This is a genomic window from Bacteroides sp. OF03-11BH, assembly GCF_003604005.1.
GTDB lineage: Bacteria > Bacteroidota > Bacteroidia > Bacteroidales > Bacteroidaceae > Bacteroides > Bacteroides ovatus.
Map to the genome: position 1 here is coordinate 169,142 of NZ_QTMW01000011.1, position 22,010 is coordinate 191,151.

Sequence of the window (22,010 nt, forward strand, 5' to 3'; positions counted from 1 at the left end):
ATGAAGATTACAAAACTGATATTGGCTGCGTATTTACTGACGAGTATGGCGGCCTGTGATACGGATAAGAATATAGCTATGTACGGCGAAGATTCCGGTGCTATTCAGATTGAAGCTGCTATTAATACTGCCTTTACCCGCAGTAATCCCAGTGCGGCAGGAGATCAGCAGAAACAATTTAATGAGGGTGATGAGATTCAATTAAGTTGTGAGGATGGGTATTTGAATTATGTACTTTCGGAAGGAAAATGGGTGCCGACCGATAATTATTATTTAAGATGGGGTGCGGAACCGGTAACTTATTCGGCTTTTTATCCGGTAGTGAACGGAGCCAGTACGGCTAATTTTACACTTCCCACAAACCAGCAACGTTTGGAAAACCTGGCTAAGGCCGATTATATGACGTGTACCGTAGAGAATGCAACAGACGACGGATCCCGTATTCTTCGTCTGGGTATGAACCGGAAAATGGCAAAAGTGATTATGACGCTTGCAGATGTAGGCGGACAAGCTAAGGTTCAGGGAGTAAAGATTGGTTCCTATCAGGGATATACAAACGGGGAAGTGGTATCGGGTACTTCTTTAATATCCCCTTTCATTACAGTTCCCGAAGGTGGTAAGGCAGGACAGGATGGTTGTACGTACACTGCCATTGTGGCTCCCGGAAAAGCCGGGACAACTGCTACCTTTGTTTCTTTGAACTATTTGGGCGAAGATCTGGTGCTGCCCGGTATACCGGAACTGAAATCTGGAAAGTGTTATGAATTCACATTAAAAGTGGAAGGTTCGATCATAACTATCAGTGAACCGATTGTTTCTCCGTGGGATAGCGGTACTTTGCCGGGCGGAGATGCGGAAGAACTTCAACTGGCCGCTTACTATGTGAAAGAGCAACCTGCTGGAAATGCGACCGGTATGGATTGGGATAATGCAATGGGAGTAGATGCGTTACGCAACTTATTGCAAACGAATAGCAATAGTGAAATTTCCAATGCTAATGCAGCCAAACTGGATGGTAAGAAGATTTATGTAGCTGCAGGCTCTTATGAGATTGTGAAAGAAAACTCTGGAGTGAAGATAGAATATAGCGGTTATAGTAAGCAAGTGGAAATAACGATTGAAGGCGGATATGATCCTTCAAGCACGGGAACAGATTTAACGAAACGTGACGTTGCTAAATATACGACTGCTTTTGTCAGAAATACCAGTAGTGGAGCATCTGCGACGTCTAACTCTTTATTAGTATTGGGTAATCAGATAAATATTATTTTCGATGGCTGTACTTTCAATGGACAATATGAATTGAGCGATGCAGGAAGTGTTCGTGCCGTATTTGTTGCGGCAGGTGGAGGTGACGCAACCCTGCAATTGAATAATTGTGTCATAAAGAATTTTAATCGCGGAAGCGATGGTGGAACAGATGGCGGAGCAGCTGTTAAAGTATCAAAGGGAAGAGTCTTGTTAAATCAGGTGGAAGTGGTGAGCAATAAAGCGACAGGGCGGGGAGGAGCCATCACTACTACCGCAGCAAATAGCTTCCTGTTTATGAATAATTGTTTGTTGCATGAGAATTATGCACCAACCGCTTGGGGAACTAGTATTCATGCCGGAAATGGATATGTCTGCATGAATAATGTAACCGTACTTGGCACGGCAGCTACAGGAGGAAATAGCATCACTGTCAACGGAGATGCCTACTTTATGCTTGCCAATACTACGATTGTTGGAAATTCGGGCAATCCGAATGGTGTCTTCCGTGCAGGGAAAAATGCTTCTCTTGTGGTCAACTCTTTATTTGCCAAAGGAGCTGGAAACAGAACTATTTATGCAGGTAATATCACTTCCGGTGGATACAATGTATATCAGGCGGCAGATGCCGGTTGGGGAGCAGTTGCTACGGATACGGATTATTCATCTCAAACTCTTCCAGCTGCTACTTTAACGGATGGCGTTTATCAATGGACTGTGACCGGGGTTATTGACGAATTTGCAACCAGACAGGCTGTGATAAATGCAGTGAAATCCTTTGATGCGACTGTGGGACAGCAATTTGTGGACTGGGTTGGTGAAGCCGGCTTTGGAGTAGACCAGCGTGGAGCAACCCGTAATGTCAACAAGATGCAGGCTGGTGCTTATGATGCAGGACTGTAACTGTGACCAAGATATAATAGGTTTTGAATTAAGTAAGAAGATTAAATAACAAATGAAAGATATGAAGAAAAGCAAGTTTATAGTGCTTTTGTTACTGTTCTGTCTGCAGCCAGGTTTCCTGGCTGCACAACGGGCGGAGCTCATTCGCAAGGATGTGTTAAATCCGCACTTAGATAAGGTTTTAGTGGTGGCGCATCGCGGAAATTGGAGTATTGCCCCCGAAAACTCTTTGGCGGCTATCGATAGTGCTATTCAGATGAAAGTGGATATTGTAGAGATAGATATCCGTAAGACGAAAGACGGTGAGTTGGTTCTCATGCATGACGATACGGTAGATCGCACTACTAATGGTACAGGAAAAGTAAAAGATAAAACGTTGGCTGAAATAAAGCAACTCCGGTTGAAAGATAAGGATGGTCAGTTAACGGAACATACTGTTCCTACTTTGGAAGAAGCATTGTTGGCAGCCAAAGATCAGATTATGGTTAATCTGGATAAGGCCTACCCTATTTTTGATGATGTATATATTATATTGAGGAAAACCGATACTGCTGATTTGGTTATAATGAAAGGTGCTCAACCGGTGGAGACGGTGAAGCGGGAGTTCGGCTCTTATCTGGATAAGGTGATTTATATGCCTGTCGTAACGATTGATGAGGAAAAATCGATGAAGGTTGTCGAGGATTATATGGAACAGTTGCATCCGGTTGCTTTTGAGCTTTGTTACAGAAATGCTTCTAGCCCGGTACCTGCCGAAATGGAACGCAGGCTGGCAGGAAAAAGTCTGATCTGGTATAATACTTTGTGGGCTTCTCTGGCAGGCGGGCATGATGATAAGGCTGCAAAGAAAGATCCGGATGCTAGTTATGGGTATCTGATAAACAAGTTGGGAGCACGAATTCTTCAAACAGACAGTCCGGCTTTTATGCTCAATTATTTGAGAAGTAAAGGATGGCATGACTAATCACTAAGGCTAAATTTATGAATGATATAAAATTTTCTTTATGGACAGTAGGGTGGCTGTGCATCCTATTCTTTGCAGGCGGTTGTAAATCGACGAATGATTCGGGAGCTCCGATTTCTTTAACTTGGGAGATGGGAAACTACGATGAGAATGGTAAATATTATGAAAATTCATTTGTACTGAAGAATATATCAGATACTCCTGTTGGAAAAGAATGGGAGATTTATTATTCGCAGTTTCCCCGTACTATCCGGCAGGATGCTTCGTCACCGGTTAGAGTGGAGCAAGTGAATGCAACTCTTTTTAAAATGTATCCGGGAGAGGGATTTATCTCATTAGCTCCGGGAGATTCATTGAAAGTGATTTTCCAGTGTGATGGGGAAGTGCCAAAGAATTCGCATGCGCCCGAAGGAAGCTACTGGGTGAGCCAGTCGGGAGCATCGAAAGGTAAGCCACTTCCTGTAACATTGAATAACATACCATTACCTATGACGGAATGGCAAAGAACGATTGCTCGGAAAACGTACGAAACAAACCTTCGTTTAAACAATGCGAATACTCCGGAGTTTCGTTCGACGGATATAATACCTTCCATAAAAAAGGTGATTACTACCGGAGGTAATATCTTGTTAGAAAAACAACTAGCTTTGACTTTTCATGAGGATTTTGCCAATGAGGGAAAACTGCTAAAAGAAAAACTTTCCGGATGGTATGGCTTGGAAGTAGTGCCGGAAGCTTCGGTAACCATTACTCTGGATTACCTTTCTGACAAGAAGAAAGCAGTTAATGAGGAATATTATGAGTTGAGTATTGACGGTCAGCAGATCAGGATTAGCGCTACTACTCCACATGGTATTTTTAACGGAGCACAGACCCTGTTGGGGTTACTGAAAGGGCAGGAAAGCCCATTCCGGTTGGAAGCAATGTCTATAGTGGATTATCCGGATTTATTATATCGGGGACAGATGTTGGATATTGCCCGGAATTATACAACGGTGGATCACTTGAAGAAACTGATTGATATTCTCTCTTCTTACAAACTGAATGTGCTCCAGTTCCATTTCTCGGATGATGAAGGTTGGCGACTGGAAATTCCGGGGTTAGAAGAACTGACTGCCATTGGGTCACGGCGAGGACATACTACCGATGAAAAAGATAGGTTGTATCCGGCTTATGATGGTGGATATGATCCGTGTGCCGCTACATCGGGAAATGGTTACTATACCCGGGAGGAATTCATTGATTTATTGCGATATGCAACCGAAAGACATGTACAGGTAATTCCGGAAATAGAATCTCCCGGCCATGCGCGTGCGGCGATTGTAGCAATGAATGCACGTTATCAGAAATACATCGATACAGACCCGGAGAAAGCAAAGGAATATCTTTTGAGTGACTTGCAGGATACTTCCCGATATGTTTCCGCACAGGCCTATACGGATAATGTTATGAATGTAGCCTTACCTTCCACTTACCGTTTTATGGAGAAGGTGATTCAGGAAATAGTGAGCATGTACAAGGAAGCGGATGCACCACTGACCACCATTCATTTAGGCGGTGATGAAGTGGCTAAAGGGGCATGGATGGGATCACCCTTATGCAGAACGCTCATGGAAGAACAGGGAATGGAAAAGGCACATGATTTGGCCGAATATTTCATTACCCGGGTGGTTGATTGTTTACAACAGTATAATTTATCCTTTAATGGCTGGCAGGAAGTAGCTTTGGGGCATAAGAAAGATACTCATACTTATTTGTCTCAACACGCAGCCGGTATCAATTCGTGGAAGACTGTTCCCGAATGGAAAGAGGATGAAATTCCTTATCAGATAGCCAACAACGGTTATCCGGTTATTCTCTGCAATGTGAATAATTTCTATCTGGATTTGGCTTATGATGCTCATCCCGATGAACCGGGACATTTCTGGGGTGGATACGTGGATGAATCCAAAGCATTTTCCATGCTTCCATTCGATGTCTATCGTTCTTCCCGTACGGATATGGCGGGTAATCCGGTTGAGATCAGTTCCGCAGGAAAAGGAAAAACGGCATTGACTGCATCCGGCAGGAAACAGATAAAAGGCGTACAGGCCCAACTGTTTGCCGAAACAATTCGAGGATTTCAATGGGTAGAATATTATATGTTTCCTAAAGTGATGGGACTGGTAGAACGTGGCTGGAACGCGCATCCGGATTGGGAAGTCCTCTCCGGAGCAGCAGAGCAACAGGCTTTTGACCGGGATCTGGCACTATTTTATGAGAAAATCAGTGTAAAGGAAATGCCTTATTGGAGCCAGTTAGGGGTAAACTTCCGTTTACCTCATCCCGGACTCTTCGTCAGAGACGGACTTCTGTATGCGAATACTCCTATCGAAGGAGCACAGATACGCTATACGACGGATGGGACTGAACCGACGATTGATTCGATGCTATGGGAGGCCCCTATAACCTGTGAGCCTGCTGTTGTAAAAGCAAAACTGTTTTATAGGGATAAGCAAAGTGTAACCAGCTGTTATTTACAGTAATTAGTGGAATAGTATAATAGATGTACTTTTAATTTCTATCTGTTTTATTCTTTAAAATACGAAGATTTTCTCTACATTTGTCTTTATTAGTCTTGTAATCTTCTATTAAAGTTTAATACTCCGATGAAAAAAAAGTACCTGTTGTTTCTTCTACTTCTCTCTTTCCCACTATATACCTGGGCTGATAAGACGACCCTGGACTCATTGTTGAATGTGCTTGATTTGACGATTCGGGAGCATGAGACTTATGTGGTTCAACGTGAATCGCGTATCAGACATCTTAAAGAACTGACACACGGAATAGAAGTTAATTCTGTGGAACATTATAACCTGAATAGTCAGATATACAAAGAATATAAAGCCTTTATTTGCGACTCTGCAATCTATTATTTGAATGAAAATATACAGATTGCGGAGCGCTTGCATGATATAGACCGGAAGATAGAAAGTCAGTTGCAGCTTTCATTATTATTATCTTCAACGGGAATGTATACAGAGTCTATTGATGTTTTAGAATCGGTAGACCGGCAGAAGGTCGTATCCCGTTTAATAGCTGATTATTACACTTGCTTTGATCATGTGTATGGCGAATTGAGCGTTTATACCCAGGATAAAACTCTTTCAGGACATTACTGGACCATTTCGCAGGCATATAAAGATTCTTTATATGCCATATTGCCCCCTGAATCGGAAGAATATCTGATGATGCGCGAAGCATTGCTTCGTGACCAGCATCAGTATGAGGAAGCCCTGAAAGTGAATGACCTCCGGCTGGCAGAAACAGAAGTGAATACTCCACAGTATGCATTGGCCACTTACCATCGCTCTTTGATTTATAAATATAGTAATGATAATCTGGGAGAGAAACAGAATCTTTGTCTTTCTGCCATATCCGATATTCGTTCTGCCATTAAGGACCATGCCTCGTTATGGATGCTTGCCCAACTACTTTACGAAGATGGTGATATGGAACGGGCATATCAATATATGCGTTTTTCCTGGAATGCGACGAAATTCTATAATGCCCGTCTGCGTAGCTGGCAGAGTGCGGATGTGCTTTCGTTGATTGACAAGACCTACCAAGCTATGATTGAAAAACAGAATGACCGTCTGCAACAGAATCTACTGCTTATCACCGCATTATTGGTACTATTGATTGTAGCTTTAGGCTATATCTACCGTCAGATGAAAAAGCTGGCGGATGCAAGAAATCATCTCCAGGTGGCTAACGGACAGCTGAATGGATTGAATGAGGAATTGAGACAAATGAATAGCTGTCTGTCTTCTACCAATATCGAACTTTCGGAGTCTAATCAGATTAAGGAAGAGTATATTGCTCGTTTTATCAAGCTGTGTTCTACCTATATCAATCGGCTGGATGCTTATCGGCGTATGGTGAATAAGAAAGTATCTGCCGGACAGATTGCAGAGTTATTAAAGATAACGCGTTCGCAGGATGCTCTTGATGAAGAACTGGAAGAGTTATATGCGAACTTTGATACTGCTTTCTTGCATCTCTTCCCCGATTTTGTGAAAAAGTTCAATGACCTCTTACAGGAGAATGAGCAGATTGTATTGAAAAAAGATGAGTTGCTGAATACCGAACTACGAATTTTTGCTTTGATACGCTTAGGCATTGAGGATAGTTCACAAATTGCGGAGTTTCTTCGTTATTCAGTGAATACAATTTATAATTACCGGGCGAAAGTGAAGAACAAAGCCCGTGGGTCGAGAGAGGATTTTGAAGATTTAGTACGGAAGATTCGCTAACTAAGACTGTAAACTAACCACTTTTTTAGAGATACTTATTGTGCGCAAATTGCTGGTAATAAATGGATTATCATTTTGGGTAATCCACTTATTGACCCCTCCTTGTTAGCTCGCCTCAATTTCTTTATACTTTTGACCTGTGCTTCGAAAGCAATGAGAATAGCTCCATTGCAGACGAACTTTATTATTAACTTTTAAATTAGTACGCATGAAAAAGAACAGGCGAAAAATCCTTTCGGGGAGTCGCAAGATTTTCTTTGCTATCTTGGCAATGTTTTTATCTTTGAGTGCATCCGCACAGCAATTAACAGCATCCGGTCAGGTTCTGGATGCTCAAAAAGAACCGTTAATCGGGGTTAGTGTACAGGAAAAAGGTACGTCTAACGGAGCAATTACCGATCTGGATGGTAACTTTACACTAAACGTTCAGCAAAACGCCATTTTGATATTCTCTTACGTGGGCTACAAATCGCAGGAGGTAAAGGCAGCCCGACAGATGAAAATCACACTTCAGGAAGACAATGAAGTGCTTGATGAGGTGGTGGTCATCGGTTATGGTTCGGTAAAACGGAAAGATGTGACGACTGCTATTTCTTCCGTATCCACCAAAGACTTGGATATGCGCCCTATTGTTTCTGCAGGACAGGCTATTCAAGGTAAAGCGGCCGGTGTGTCGGTGGTTCAGCCTAATGGTACGCCGGGAGGTGAAATGTCTATCCGTGTACGTGGTACAACTTCAATGAATGGTAGTAATGATCCGCTGTATGTAGTAGATGGAGTGCCTGTAGACAATATCAAATTCCTTTCTCCGAATGATATTGAAAGCATGCAGATTTTGAAAGATGCTTCTTCGGCATCTATTTACGGCTCTCGTGCTGCCAATGGAGTGATTCTTATTACTACGAAAGCTGGTGCTGCCGGAAATGCAAAGGTTTCTCTGACAGCTCAGTTCGGATTGAACAAAGTGTCTGATAAAGTAGAATCCTTGAATGCGACACAGTATAAAGAGTTGCAGGATGAAATCGGACTGGTATCTTTGCCGGATGGATTGCCCGACCGTACCGATTGGTTTGATGAAACGTATACAACAGGAAAGACCCAAAATTATCAGGTAGCCGTGTCCAATGGCAATGAAAAGATGAAATACTATCTTTCTGCAGGTTATCTGAAAGAACAGGGAGTGTTGGATATCTCTTATTACAAACGTTATAACTTTCGTGTAAATCTTGAGAATCAGGTTCGCAAGTGGCTGACAGTAAGTGCCAATATCTCTTATTCGGATTACGCAAGTAATGGAGGAGGTGCAATGGGAACAGGTGCAGACCGTGGAGGAGTTATTCTGGCAGTGATTAATACACCGACCTATGCACCTATTTGGGATGCTTTAAATCCTGACCAGTATTACAATAATTTCTATGGTGTAGGTAATATTACCAATCCATTGGAGAATATGGCACGTGCAAAAAATAATAAAGATAAAGAAAACCGTTTGTTGGCATCCGGTAATGTCTTACTGACCCCTTTCCCTGATTTGAAATTTAAGTCTACTCTTACTCTTGACCGTCGTAATGCTGTTAACACAACGTTCCTGGATCCTATCTCTACTACTTGGGGACGTAACCAGTATGGGGAAGCTTCGGATAACCGGAATACAAATACTGTGTTGACATTTGATAACGTGTTGACTTATAATAAGAATTTCAAAAAACATGGTTTGGAAGTAATGGCAGGCTCTTCATGGACGGATTCAGAATATTCAAATAGTTGGATTAACGGGTCGCATTATCGTAGCGACCAGATTCATACTTTGAATGCTGCCAATAAAATATCCTGGGATAATACAGGTACAGGTGCCTCTCAATGGGGGATTATGTCATTCTTCGGACGTATAGCCTATAATTTCGACAGCAAATATCTGCTGACGGCTAATCTCCGCGCTGACGGTTCTTCTAAGCTACATCCCGATCATCGTTGGGGAGTATTCCCGTCCTTCTCTGCTGCTTGGCGTATTTCTTCGGAAAAGTTTATGAAAGACCTGACATGGATTGATGACCTGAAACTACGTGGTGGTTGGGGACAAACTGGTAATCAGTCGGGTATTGGTGATTATGCTTATTTGCAACGTTACAATATCGGTCGTATCGAATGGTTTAAGAAAGGTGAGGAAGGGGATAAGACTGATTATGCAAACGCTGTTCCTACTATCAGCCAAGCAAATTTACGTACCTCTGATTTAACTTGGGAAACTACCACACAGACCAATATCGGTTTGGACCTGACAATATTGAATGGTCGGTTGACATTCAATGCCGATTATTACTACAAGAAAACGAAAAACATGCTGATGAATGTATCATTACCGGCCGGTGCTGCAGCAGCCACTTCCATTGCCCGTAATGAAGGTGAAATGATTAATAAAGGTTTTGAGTTTTCTATCAGTTCGAAGAATTTTCGTGGTGGAGCATTTACTTGGGATACGGATTTTAATATTTCCTTCAACCGGAATAAATTGACAAAGCTCGACTTGCAGAAGGTCTATTATGATGCGAAGACGGCGAGTGTAGTCAATGACTATGTGGTGCGTAATGAGCCGGGACGTGCTTTGGGAGGTTTTTATGGCTTTATCAGTGATGGTGTAGATCCTGAAACCGGTGAACTGATGTATCGTGACTTGAATAATGATGGAAAGATTTCCTCTTCCGACCGTACCTATATCGGTGACCCTAATCCGGATTTCACTTATGGTATGACAAATACATTCTCTTGGAAAGGTTTCAACTTGAGTATCTTTATCCAGGGTTCTTATGGAAACGATATTTATAATGCCTCACGGATTGAAACGGAAGGTATGTATGACGGTAAAAATCAGTCGACACGCGTATTGAACCGTTGGAAAATTCCGGGACAGATAACAGATGTGCCTAAAGCTAATTTCAAACTGTTGAACTCTACTTACTTTGTGGAAGACGGTAGCTATCTAAGATTAAAGGATGTCTCCTTGTCATACAACGTTAAGGGCAAACTCTTAAAAAAATGGGGAATTACCCGCTTACAGCCTTACTTCACGGCTACTAACCTGCTGACATGGACCAGTTATTCGGGAATGGACCCGGAAGTAAACCAATGGGGAAACAGCGGTACAGTACAAGGAATTGACTGGGGTACTTACCCGCATTGCAGATCATACGTGTTTGGTATTAATGTTGAATTCTAATGAAAGGAAAGATTATGAAACTAAGAACTATATTTTACGGATTAACCTCCGGTTTACTATTGGGACTTTCTTCCTGCTCACTGAACTATGAGCCATTAGACACCTATTCGGATGTGACGGAAGGAGTGACAAATAATGGTACAAAGATTGTATTCAAGGATAAGGCAGCTGTCGAAAGCCATTTGACAACGCTTTATAATCAGATGCGTGACCGCCAGGAACACTGGTATGTAGACTTGCTGCTGATTTCAGACTCTCATGCGGATAACGCTTATGCAGGTACAACGGGAGCAGAAGTTGTTCCGTTTGAAAACAATTCCATTGAAGGCTCAAACTCTGTGATGGAACGGGATTGGAACCGTTATTTGGAAGACATTGCCCGTGCCAATAAGTTGATCTGTAATATTGATTTAGTGACCGATAACTCATTGACCACTGCCGAACGGGCACAATATAAAGCGGAAGCAAAAATATTCCGGGCTATGATTATGTTCGACATGGTACGCCTTTGGGGAGATTTCCCGGTGATTACAACAGTGGCGGACGATATTACTTCTGAAAATATTGAAGATGTTTATCCACAGTACTTTCCGGAGCAAAATACGGAACTAGAGGCTTATCAGCAGATTGAAAGAGACTTGCTGGATGCAGTTCTGTATGCTCCGGACAACACACCGGGTAACAAGACATTGTTTACCAAATCTGTAGCACGTACGTTACTGGCTAAGATTTATGCAGAGAAACCGTTGCGTGACTATGCGAAAGTAATCCACTATTGTGATGAAGTGAAAGCAGATGGTTTCGATCTTGTAGAAGATTTCAATGATTTATTTGGAATGAATGCAGCCGGAACAGACGCGAAGATGCGCAATACAAAAGAGTCTATTCTCGAAGCACAGTTTACTCCCGGTGCAGGTAACTGGTGTTCATGGATGTTCGGTCGTGACTTGGTGAATTGGAATACCAACTTTACATGGGCAAAATGGGTGACACCATCCCGTGACCTGATTAACGCTTTCAAAAAGGAAGGAGATGAGGTTCGTTTCAAAGAATCGGTGGTTTACTATGATTGTAATTGGAGCAATTATTATCCATCTGATAACTATCCGTTTATGTACAAATGCCGTTCGGCTAACAGCAGTATCATCAAATACCGCTATGCTGATGTACTGTTATTGAAAGCAGAAGCACTGATTATGCAGGATACACCGGATTTGGACGGAGCTGCCGATATTATAGATGAAGTTCGTGAACGTGCTAAATTAGGAGCACTTTCTGCTTCTACCCGTTCAAATAAGAATGCCATGCTCAATGCATTGCTGAAAGAACGCCGTTTGGAACTGGCTTTCGAGGGACAGCGCTGGTTCGATCTGGTTCGTTTGGATAAAGTGGAAGAAGTGATGAATGCTGTGTATTCGAAAGATTCGGGACGCAAGGCACAGGTTTACGCATTCGATAAAACTTCCTATCGATTGCCTATTCCACAATCGGTAATCGATGCGAACGATAAGATTCACCAGAATCCGGGTTATTAATTCAATTCAAAAACATAGAAACTTACGATTATGATAAATATGAGAAATATAGCATTGACCTTTTTAGGATGTTTCACCATACTGGCTGCATGCAGCAACAGTGACGATGCGGAAAAATCGGTAACACCCGTTCCAACCGGAGATGTGACTATTTATGCAACGACCAACAGTTTGACTCGTGATCTGACCCGTGATGCTGTTAATTTCAGCTCAAAAGATAACCTGGCACCTACGTCTATTACCTTGGACCCGACTGAACAGTTTCAGACCATGGACGGCTTTGGAGTAGCCATCACAGGCGCTACCTGTTTTAATCTTCTACAAATGAAACCGGCAGACCGTCATGCATTCCTCACAGAAACATTCTCTGACGATAAAGGATTCGGATTTAGTTATATCCGTATCTCCATTGGCTGCTCGGACTTCTCATTGAGCGAATATACCTGCTGTGATACCAAAGGCATTGAAAATTTCGCTTTGCAGAGTGAAGAGAAAAACTATATCTTGCCCATTCTGAAAGAGATTCTAGGCATCAATCCTTCCATTAAAATCATTGCCGCTCCTTGGACATGTCCGCTATGGATGAAAGTGAAAAGCCTCACAGATCTTACTCCACTGGAATCGTGGACAAACGGCCAGTTGAATCCTGCCTATTATCAGGATTATGCCACTTATTTCGTAAAATGGGTACAAGCATTCAAATCCGAAGGTTTTGACATCTATGCTGTTACTCCCCAGAACGAACCGTTGAACCGCGGTAATTCCGCTTCGCTTTATATGAGCTGGGAGGAACAGAGAGATTTCGTGAAAACAGCACTCGGACCCCAATTCAAGGATGCCGGATTGACTACAAAGATCTATGCTTATGACCATAACTATGATTATAGCAGCATTGAATCAGAAAAGAACTATCCCGGTAAAATCTATGAAGATGGAGATGCTTCTCAATATTTGGCCGGAGCTGCTTATCACAACTACGGAGGTGACCGCGAAGAACTTTTGAATATGCACAAAGCCTATCCGGAAAAAGAACTTCTTTTCACAGAAACCTCTATCGGAACCTGGAACAGTGGGCGTGATTTGTCGAAACGACTTCTCGAAGATATGAAAGAAGTTGCGTTAGGCACAGTAAATAACTGGTGTAAAGGTGTGATTGTTTGGAATCTGATGCTTGATAACGACCGTGCTCCTAATCGTGAAGGTGGTTGCCAGACATGCTACGGAGCGGTGGATATCAGCAATAGCGATTATAAGACAATTATCCGTAACTCACATTATTATATCATCGCTCATCTTTCAAGCGTAGTGAAACCGGGAGCTGTACGTATTGGTGCATCCGGCTACGCTGACAGCAATATCATGTACTCTGCTTTCGAGAATCCGGATGGAACGTATGCATTTGTCTTGATGAATAATAACGAAAAGACAAAGAGAATCACCTTTAGCGATGGAAAACGTCATTTTGCTTATGATGTTCCGGGTAAATCAGTGACTTCCTACCGTTGGGCGAAGTCGGAATAAGAACCTTAAAACGATAAAGACAATGAAAAAAAGTATCTATATCATACTGGTATTAATAGGAATTCTAGGAATGAATTCCTGTAGTGATGACGAATATCTTGCGGGCAATCCGAATATGGAATTTATCGCAGGTAAAGTAAGTGCTCTTTATGGTGACAGTCTTCCGTTTACCATTAAGGCTTCTGATGTGGAAGTGCCTCTTTCCACGTTGAAAGCGAAGCTTTTTTATGGCGAAGAACAAGTGTCCGAAACGGTTATCCGTACAAAGACAAGCGGCAGTGATTATACCGGAAAGGTCTTCATTCCGTATTATCCCAATATTATCGACGGTAGAGCGACTTTGAAGTTTGTACTTCAAAATATCCATTTCACTATCACGGAGATGGAGCAGGAAGTCGTGTTGTCCCGGCCGGACTTTCCTTACGTGACTTTGGTGGACGAGATGGGAGAGGAGTATCTGATGAAAAAGAAATCCTTGTATAATTATGGTGTGACCGGTAAATTCCCACAGGATTTGAAAGCCTATATTAAAACACCGAAAGTTGGTGAGAATGGAAACGAACTGACTTTTGGCTGGGATAACGATAACCTCCTTTCAGAAGGAAAGAATGTAAATCCTATTACTTTTTCCGGTACGGCATCCGAACCTTATGAAGTAACATTCAACGCGCTGACTTACGAAGTTACTCCGTTGGTAAATGTGTTGTTTGATGGAGAGAAGATGACGGCACAGGATGCAAATACATATCTCATACAGAAATCATTTACACAGGGACAATCGATTGTGGTGACAGGTATAGATATGAATGGCTGGTGGATCAATCCTGATTATTTCAAGAAGGAATCGAATGGAACGTTGACTTTCTTACCGGTAGATGGCAAGTATCGTGTCATTGCTAATATGAAACAAAAATATTTTGGTATCACTCGTATGGATGGAGACAAGGAAGCTGTTCTTTCTGATACAGGACATGGTGCTCTTTGGTTAATGGGCTGGGGAATCGGTTCTCCTTCGATGGACTTTCAATTTGGTTGGGATGCCGGAAGTAATTACTGTGTGCCGGAAATCTCTTCGAAGAAATACCAATTTATAGGAACGACGGGGCCTGAACATAACTCAGTCTTTGGACAACGTTTCCGCTACGATTACATAAGCGCCAAGTTCTTCTTCCAGAATGGTTATGGAGGTGAGTTCAGCCAATTGACACTGGCAGACGACGGAACAAAATCGCTGATTCGCCTTACGGATAGTAAGAATATCGAGCTTCTCCTTGATGGAAATGACAAGCCGATTCCTTTGGAAGAAGGTGCAACGTATGCACTTACTGTTGATTTGAGTGCTGGAAATGATAAAGGTGTAGTATCTTTCAAGAAGATTTCGGATGGAGAAGTTAAACCGGAGCCGACAGTAGTGCAAACACTTTATTTTGATTTTGGTTCTAGCAGTGCCACTAGTCCTGGTAAGGGTGACCCAACTGTAAATCCTGATGATAATGGAAATTACTGGAACAATATTACCAATAACAATGGGAACTATGCAAATGCAGGAACTGTTTATGGTTCTTTATTTAATTCGGAGAACACTCCAACAGCTTATGCATTGACCTTAAATTCTCGTTTTACCATTAATGGAGCAAGTGGTGGAGGCGGTTTGCTACAACCTGATAAAGATTTGCTGGATGATTTGGCCGTAGCTACTGCTACCGGAGATTATTTCTTTATGGAGAAAAGTGAAGACAATAGTAGCTTTACATTCTCTAATTTAGATAAGAACAAGGGATATAAGTTCTATGCATTTGGTAGTCGATTGGCCACCCAAGTCCGTACAGCTATTTATATCATATCAGGAGAAAATACGGACCAAGGCGAATTACAGGCTGCCGGAACAAATTGTGGAGGAACAGGAATTAATCAGAATATTCAGAATGTTTATGCTTCGGAAGTTATTTTCCCGGATGAAAACGGTGAAATCAAATTTACTGTTTCAAGAAAAGAGGGTGATTATATTCCACTGAATGTCTTGAAAATAGAGGAATATACCAACGTTGAGGAATAAATCATTGAGAATCATAAATCATAAGATCAATAAAATATGAAGAAATATATATTCTTGGCATTTGCATTGTTCGGAATGCTGTCAATCGGTTCTTGTAATGATGACGAACCGATAGTACCCCCGTCTCCGGGAGAAGAAATAGAAATACCCGAATCAGTAACACCGGTGTTGGTGCAGACGTTATACTTTGACTTTGGTTCCAACGGCACTGCTACTAATCCCAGTAGGGGAGATCAGACTCAAAGCCCCGACGTTAATGGGCATTATTGGAATAATATCATTAATAATGATGGGATTTACGCTAAAGTTAATTCAGTCTATTCCTCTTTTGTAAACTCGGAGAATACTTCGGTTGACTATGAGTTGACTTTGAATAATCGTTTCTCTACTAATGGACAAAGCACCGGAGGTGGTCTGCTGGAACCCCAGGAAGAGCTCCTGAAAGACTTTGCTGTGCCATCTGCCACAGAGGACTACTTCTACATCGAATCTGGTGAGAATAATAGCAGTTTTACGTTCAGCAAACTTGATCCGAAAAAAGCATATAAATTTTATGCATTTGGTAGCCGGAGTAATACACAGACGCGTACGGCTTATTATATAATGTCAGGACTGAATCTTTATCAGGGTGAGTTGCAGACTTCAGGAACTAACTGTGGAGGTGAGGGTATCAACCAAAACATAAAAAACATCTGCGAATCGGAACTTATCTATCCGGATGATGATGGCAATATAAAGTTCACCGTTTCAAGAAAGAACGGCGATTATATTGCGTTAAATGCCTTGAAAATAGAAGAATATACAGATATAGAACGTCCCAATCAGTTTACATCACTCACCATGACCGGTAGTGCTATGGAAGAGGGGGAAGTTCCGATGCATATTGTATCTGCTGATGGCAGTCTGACGAATGTTTTCGAAGCATACACCTCTCTCAAATCCGGTGAATTTTCATTCAGAGGAACCACCAAAGATGGCAAGACTGTGAATATAGGAAAGGGGTATAAAGCGGGAGTAGTAGCCGACAATAATTATGGAATCACCGCTTCTACAACCGGAACAGTCCGTATTACAGTCGATTTGTCCAGAAAGACTTATGATATTCTTCCGGTAGAAGAGTGGGCACTCGTAGGAAGCGTCACTCCAAATGGATGGTCGGTAGATAAAGGCGTGCCTTTGACTTATCAGGGAAAAGGTGTCTGGGCGGGAAGAGTAAAACTCACCGGAATATCTGGTGTGAGTGACCGTGAACGCTTTAATTTTGCCATGAACAAGAGTTGGGATTATGTGATGAAGCGTGTGAAAGGTACGGCCAATGAGGTTGGTATGAGTACTCAGGGTTATGATACAGAGGATATCAACCTGAATCATGGAACTTATCATATCACTTTAGACTTACGTAGATATGTCTATTATATTGATTGCGGCGAAGAAGGTATCGATCCTTTTAAGATTTCTGTAATGGGGTCTTCCGTAGCCAACGGACAGGGAGCAACCAACAATCATGGTTATGCTTATATGTACGGTGAATTACTCGACGAACGTTTCCGTAATCAGGAAAGTAAACTGCCGTGGTACACCTCGGGAATATCCCTTAACAGTAATAATACGCTTAACTTATTGGCACGCTACAACGATTTGATTCATGATTGTGGTGCATACGTGATTTTCGGCCTTTCTCTGGGAAATGAAGGAATTCATGGAGCTACAGATCAACAGGCTATCTATAATCAGTTTAAAGACAATATGCAGACTTTGATTAAGAAAGCCCGTGAAGATGGAAAATATCCTGTGATGATGAACAATTATACCCGTGGCGATTTTGATGCAAACGACTATGAATACGTGAAACAAATGAATCTATTGATTCATGAGTGGGATCTTCCTTCTGTCAATCTGTTGGGAGCAATAGATGACGGTAAGGGTGTCTGGGTAACCGGTTATCAGAACGGTACGGATATCTATCATCCAAATACTGACGGACATCGTGAGTTCACTTATGCTATGGTTCCATCATTGTTTGACGCGATAGATGCAGGCAAGGGGCAACCTTCACGTGTTTCAGGAACTTCTTATGTGCTGGCAGATAAGAAAGTGCTGGTATTCACACCCGAAGATATGGTACATCCGTTTACATTGTCCTTCAAAATAAAGGGTACGACAGATGGAGTCATCGCTTCTTTCGCCAATGGCAGCAATGCAACCGGAACATTGAAGATTCAGGACGGAGTTGTAGTATATCATTCTCCATTGACAGGTGAAATAAAAGGTGCGGTGAGTGTCACCGATAACCAGTGGCATGTTGTTTCTTTGACCCATTATTATGCGCAGGGACGTACACTGCTATATACAGATAAAGCACTGGCAGGAGAACTAGGTGAAAAACTGACTGTTGGTAAGTTTACGATTGGTGACAATACTTCTGCGAACAGCAGAGAATACAGTGAATTATTCTTCTACCGTTCGGCTATGAACCAGGAAGAAATTGATAAACTCTGTGACGGAAGAATGTTGAAGTCCAGTCTGGAAATCTATGCTCCGTTGGATGGCTCGAAATCAACGATTGAGAATCTGGCACAAAGCATGAACAGTGTAGTATTAAAAACAGAATAGAAACAGAGGATTACCGGTTGCGGAAGGAATATAAGTATAATAAATATTAATAAACTCATCCGCAACTAGGAAATATACCCCATTTGAGAGTCTATATAAATAAAGAATGAACTTATTTCTTATATCATAAATGAACATGAAATTCAAAGCAATGTTACTTGGCCTGTCTGTGATGACTGCACTGTCTGCTTTTGCGCAGAAACCGGTGTATCTGGACACAGGTAAGCCTATCGAAGAGCGAGTGAAAGATGCGTTGAACCGGATGACCCTTGAAGAAAAGGTAAAGATGATTCATGCACAGTCTAAATTTAGTTCGGCAGGCGTTCCCCGTCTTGGTATCCCGGAAGTATGGGCTACTGATGGTCCTCACGGTATCCGTCCGGAAGTGTTGTGGGACGAATGGGATCAGGCAGGATGGACAAACGACTCTTGTATTGCCTATCCGGCACTGACGTGTCTTGCTGCTACATGGAATCCCGAAATGTCTCATCTTTACGGAAAAAGTATCGGTGAAGAGGCTCGTTATCGCAAAAAAGATATTCTGTTGGGCCCCGGTGTGAATATCTACCGTACACCCTTGAACGGACGTAACTTCGAATATATGGGAGAAGATCCGTACCTCTCTGCCACAATGGTGGTTCCTTACATCAAAGGTGTGCAAGAGAATGGAGTGGCTGCTTGCGTGAAGCATTATGCATTGAACAATCAGGAATTCAACCGTCATACCACCAATGTACAATTAAGTGATCGTGCTCTTTATGAGATATACCTGCCTGCTTTTAAAGCGGCTGTTCAGGAAGGTGGAACATGGTCGATTATGGGCTCTTATAATCTTTATCAGGGACAGCATGCTTGTCACAACAAACGCCTGCTTAAAGATATACTTCGCGATGAATGGGGCTTTGACGGTGTCGTAGTGTCCGACTGGGGAGGTGTACACAATACCGAGCAAGCGATTCACAATGGCATGGACCTCGAGTTTGGTTCATGGACGAACGGACTGTCTGCCGGAACGAGGAATGCCTATGATAATTATTTCCTTGCTTTCCCTTACCTGAAATTAATCAAGGAAGGTAAAGTAGGAACAAAAGAATTGGATGAAAAGGTTAGTAATGTTCTTCGTCTGATTTTCCGTACTTCAATGGACCCGCACAAACCATTTGGCTCTTTAGGTTCTCCCGAACACGGGCAAGCCGGACGTCAGATTGGAGAAGAAGGGATTGTACTGTTGCAGAACAACGGTAACTTATTGCCTATCGATTTGAATAAAGCTAAGAAAATAGCCGTTATCGGTGAAAATGCCATTAAGATGATGACTGTGGGCGGTGGTAGTTCTTCTTTGAAAGTGAAATATGAAATTTCTCCATTGGATGGACTGAAAAGTCGTGTGGGCTCAAAAGCAGAAGTAGTATATGCCCGTGGGTATGTAGGCGACCCGACAGGAGAGTATAACGGTGTGAAAACCGGTCAGGACTTGAAAGATAACCGTTCGGAAGATGAATTGCTTGCAGAAGCTTTGCAAGTGGCTAAAGATGCCGACTATGTAGTCTTCTTCGGTGGCTTGAACAAGAGCAATCATCAGGATTGTGAAGATTCGGACCGTGCTTCTTTAGGTTTACCATACGCACAGGATAGAGTGATTAGTGAACTCGCAAAGGTGAATAAAAACCTGATCGTGGTCAATATCTCCGGCAATGCTGTGGCTATGCCTTGGGTAAATGAAGTGCCGGCCATTGTACAAGGCTGGTTCCTGGGTTCGGAAGCCGGAACAGCTCTTGCTTCCGTATTGGTAGGAGACGCCAATCCTTCGGGAAAACTTCCTTTCACCTTCCCGGCAAAACTGGAAGATGTAGGGGCTCATAAATTGGGCGAATATCCGGGCAATAAGGAGGAACTGGCACAGTCTAAACATAGAGGAGATACGATTAATGAAATCTATCGGGAAGATATTTTTGTAGGTTACCGTTGGGCGGATAAAGAAAAAATCAAACCGCTGTTCCCGTTCGGACACGGATTGAGCTACACTACTTTCGCTTATGGAAAGCCTTCGGCTGACAAGAAAACAATGACAGTAGATGATACTATCTCTTTCACGGTCAATGTGAAGAATACAGGAACTCGTGAAGGTCAGGAAGTTGTTCAGCTTTATATCAGTGATAAGAAATCCTCTCTCCCTCGTCCGGTAAAAGAGTTGAAAGGTTTTCAGAAAGTGAAACTGGCTCCGGGAGAAGAGAAGGCGGTAACGCTGACGATTGATAAGAAAGCATTGAGCTTCTTCGATGATGCTAAACACGAATGGGTGGCCGAACCGGGTAAGTTTGAGGCAATCATCGGTAGTTCATCCAGAGATATTAAAGGTACTGTACCATTTGAGTTGAAATAGGTAGATGTTTGGTTAGAGATTTTTTTAAGGAGATGACAGAGAGTCTGGGTACTCGGAAAACGCTAAGTGATTGCAACAAATCGACTTAGCGTTTTTTTATTGCCTAATTTTCCCAGCGTTTGCAAAAAAATAGTAAGAAAGTAGTCGTTTCGCTTGGTAAAGTGTTGTATCAGAAGTAATTTTGGGAAAAATAACAATTAAGGTAACCTAATTATGGAAAAAGGTATTTGGCTGGAAATAGAGGAACTGTATAAGGAGTTTCAGCAACTCGGTATCAGTCAGTCGGTGGACTATGAGAAGTACTACCTCTATTCTCTTATTACCCATTCTACAGCCATTGAGGGTTCTACACTAACCGAAATGGATGCACAGCTTCTTTTCGATGAAGGTGTAACAGCTAAAGGAAAGCCGTTGGTATATCATCTGATGAATGAGGACTTGAAGAAAGCATACGAGCTTGCTAAAAAGGAAGCGCAACGCAATACTGTTATAACTCCTGCTTTTTTGCAGAAGTTAAACGCTACTTTGATGCGGACAACAGGGGGAAGGCATAATACAATAGGCGGCTCTTTCGATTCTTCCAGAGGTGAGTTCCGTTTGTGTGGCGTTACGGCTGGTGTAGGTGGGCGTTCTTATGTGGGTTATCAAAAAGTACCTGTTAAAGTAGAAGAACTTTGTTTCTTGTTGCAGGAACGGCAAAAGAATGTGGAAACGTTCCGTGAACAATACGAATTAAGTTTTAATGCTCACCTCAATTTAGTGACTATTCATCCTTGGGTGGATGGCAACGGGAGAGCAGCTCGCTTATTGATGAACTATATTCAATTCTGCTATCATCTTTTCCCCGCTAAGATTTTTAAGGAGGATAGGGCAGATTATATCCTTTCTTTACAACAGGCGCAAGATGATGAAACCAACCAGCCTTTTTTGGATTTCATGGCGGTGCAATTGAAAAAATCACTGTCTTTGGAAATTCAAAAATATAAAGCTTCTCACAATAAAGGATTTAGTTTTATGTTTTAATCTTGTAGGGCTTCTTTTGATAAGACTTCCACCCATTGTATATTGTGTTGTTTTTCATTAACGAAATCACCATTACAGTAACGGCGGTTGCATTTATTAATATCGAACTTATGTAATTCTCTAATAGTTTTAAATAAAGGTTCATCTGTTTCACCGTTAGCTGAATAGTTATAGACCAGATATTTATGGTGGAAGAGGTACATAAAATAATAGGTTCTTCGTCAAATTTGGTGGTAATCTCTTTTTTATTTCAAC

General features: G+C 42.1%; 11 protein-coding genes. All 11 read left to right on the forward strand.

The window, feature by feature from the left end:
• On the forward strand, positions 1 to 2,151 hold the full coding sequence (locus tag DXA54_RS11085) for a fimbrillin family protein (RefSeq protein ID WP_008648970.1): 2,151 nt from the start codon (positions 1 to 3) through the stop codon (positions 2,149 to 2,151).
• A 61-nt stretch (positions 2,152 to 2,212) separates the two neighbouring features.
• Positions 2,213 to 3,115: a glycerophosphodiester phosphodiesterase family protein gene (locus DXA54_RS11090; protein ID WP_032852706.1), complete on the forward strand. Its 903-nt coding sequence runs from the start codon at positions 2,213 to 2,215 to the stop codon at positions 3,113 to 3,115.
• Between the two features lie 17 nt (positions 3,116 to 3,132).
• A complete protein-coding gene (locus tag DXA54_RS11095) occupies positions 3,133 to 5,640 on the forward strand; it encodes a family 20 glycosylhydrolase (RefSeq protein WP_120079480.1) in 2,508 nt (835 codons plus the stop codon).
• Between the two features lie 123 nt (positions 5,641 to 5,763).
• Positions 5,764 to 7,410 (forward strand): DUF6377 domain-containing protein, encoded by a 1,647-nt coding sequence (locus tag DXA54_RS11100; RefSeq protein ID WP_008648973.1) that lies wholly within the window; start codon positions 5,764 to 5,766, stop codon positions 7,408 to 7,410.
• A gap of 208 nt (positions 7,411 to 7,618) precedes the next feature.
• A complete protein-coding gene (locus DXA54_RS11105; RefSeq protein ID WP_008648975.1) occupies positions 7,619 to 10,624 on the forward strand; it encodes a SusC/RagA family TonB-linked outer membrane protein in 3,006 nt (1,001 codons plus the stop codon).
• Positions 10,624 to 12,159: a RagB/SusD family nutrient uptake outer membrane protein gene (locus tag DXA54_RS11110; RefSeq protein ID WP_165863238.1), complete on the forward strand. Its 1,536-nt coding sequence runs from the start codon at positions 10,624 to 10,626 to the stop codon at positions 12,157 to 12,159. The genes DXA54_RS11105 and DXA54_RS11110 overlap by 1 nt, the downstream gene beginning before the upstream one ends.
• Positions 12,160 to 12,189: 30 nt before the next feature.
• Entirely contained in the window at positions 12,190 to 13,680 is a 1,491-nt protein-coding gene (locus DXA54_RS11115) for a glycoside hydrolase family 30 protein (RefSeq protein ID WP_008648979.1), read from the forward strand.
• Between the two features lie 22 nt (positions 13,681 to 13,702).
• Positions 13,703 to 15,736 (forward strand): DUF5016 domain-containing protein, encoded by a 2,034-nt coding sequence (locus tag DXA54_RS11120; protein ID WP_032852681.1) that lies wholly within the window; start codon positions 13,703 to 13,705, stop codon positions 15,734 to 15,736.
• Positions 15,737 to 15,772: 36 nt separating this feature from the next.
• Positions 15,773 to 18,349 carry a starch-binding protein gene (locus tag DXA54_RS11125; protein WP_120079482.1) on the forward strand — a complete coding sequence of 859 codons (2,577 nt, stop codon included), beginning with the start codon at positions 15,773 to 15,775 and terminating at the stop codon, positions 18,347 to 18,349.
• 130 nt (positions 18,350 to 18,479) lie between these two features.
• Positions 18,480 to 20,732, forward strand: coding sequence for a glycoside hydrolase family 3 C-terminal domain-containing protein (locus DXA54_RS11130; RefSeq protein ID WP_120079484.1), 2,253 nt, complete (start codon positions 18,480 to 18,482; stop codon positions 20,730 to 20,732).
• A gap of 213 nt (positions 20,733 to 20,945) precedes the next feature.
• A complete protein-coding gene (locus DXA54_RS11135; RefSeq protein WP_117512385.1) occupies positions 20,946 to 21,755 on the forward strand; it encodes a Fic family protein in 810 nt (269 codons plus the stop codon).
• Positions 21,756 to 22,010: the final 255 nt, after the last annotated feature.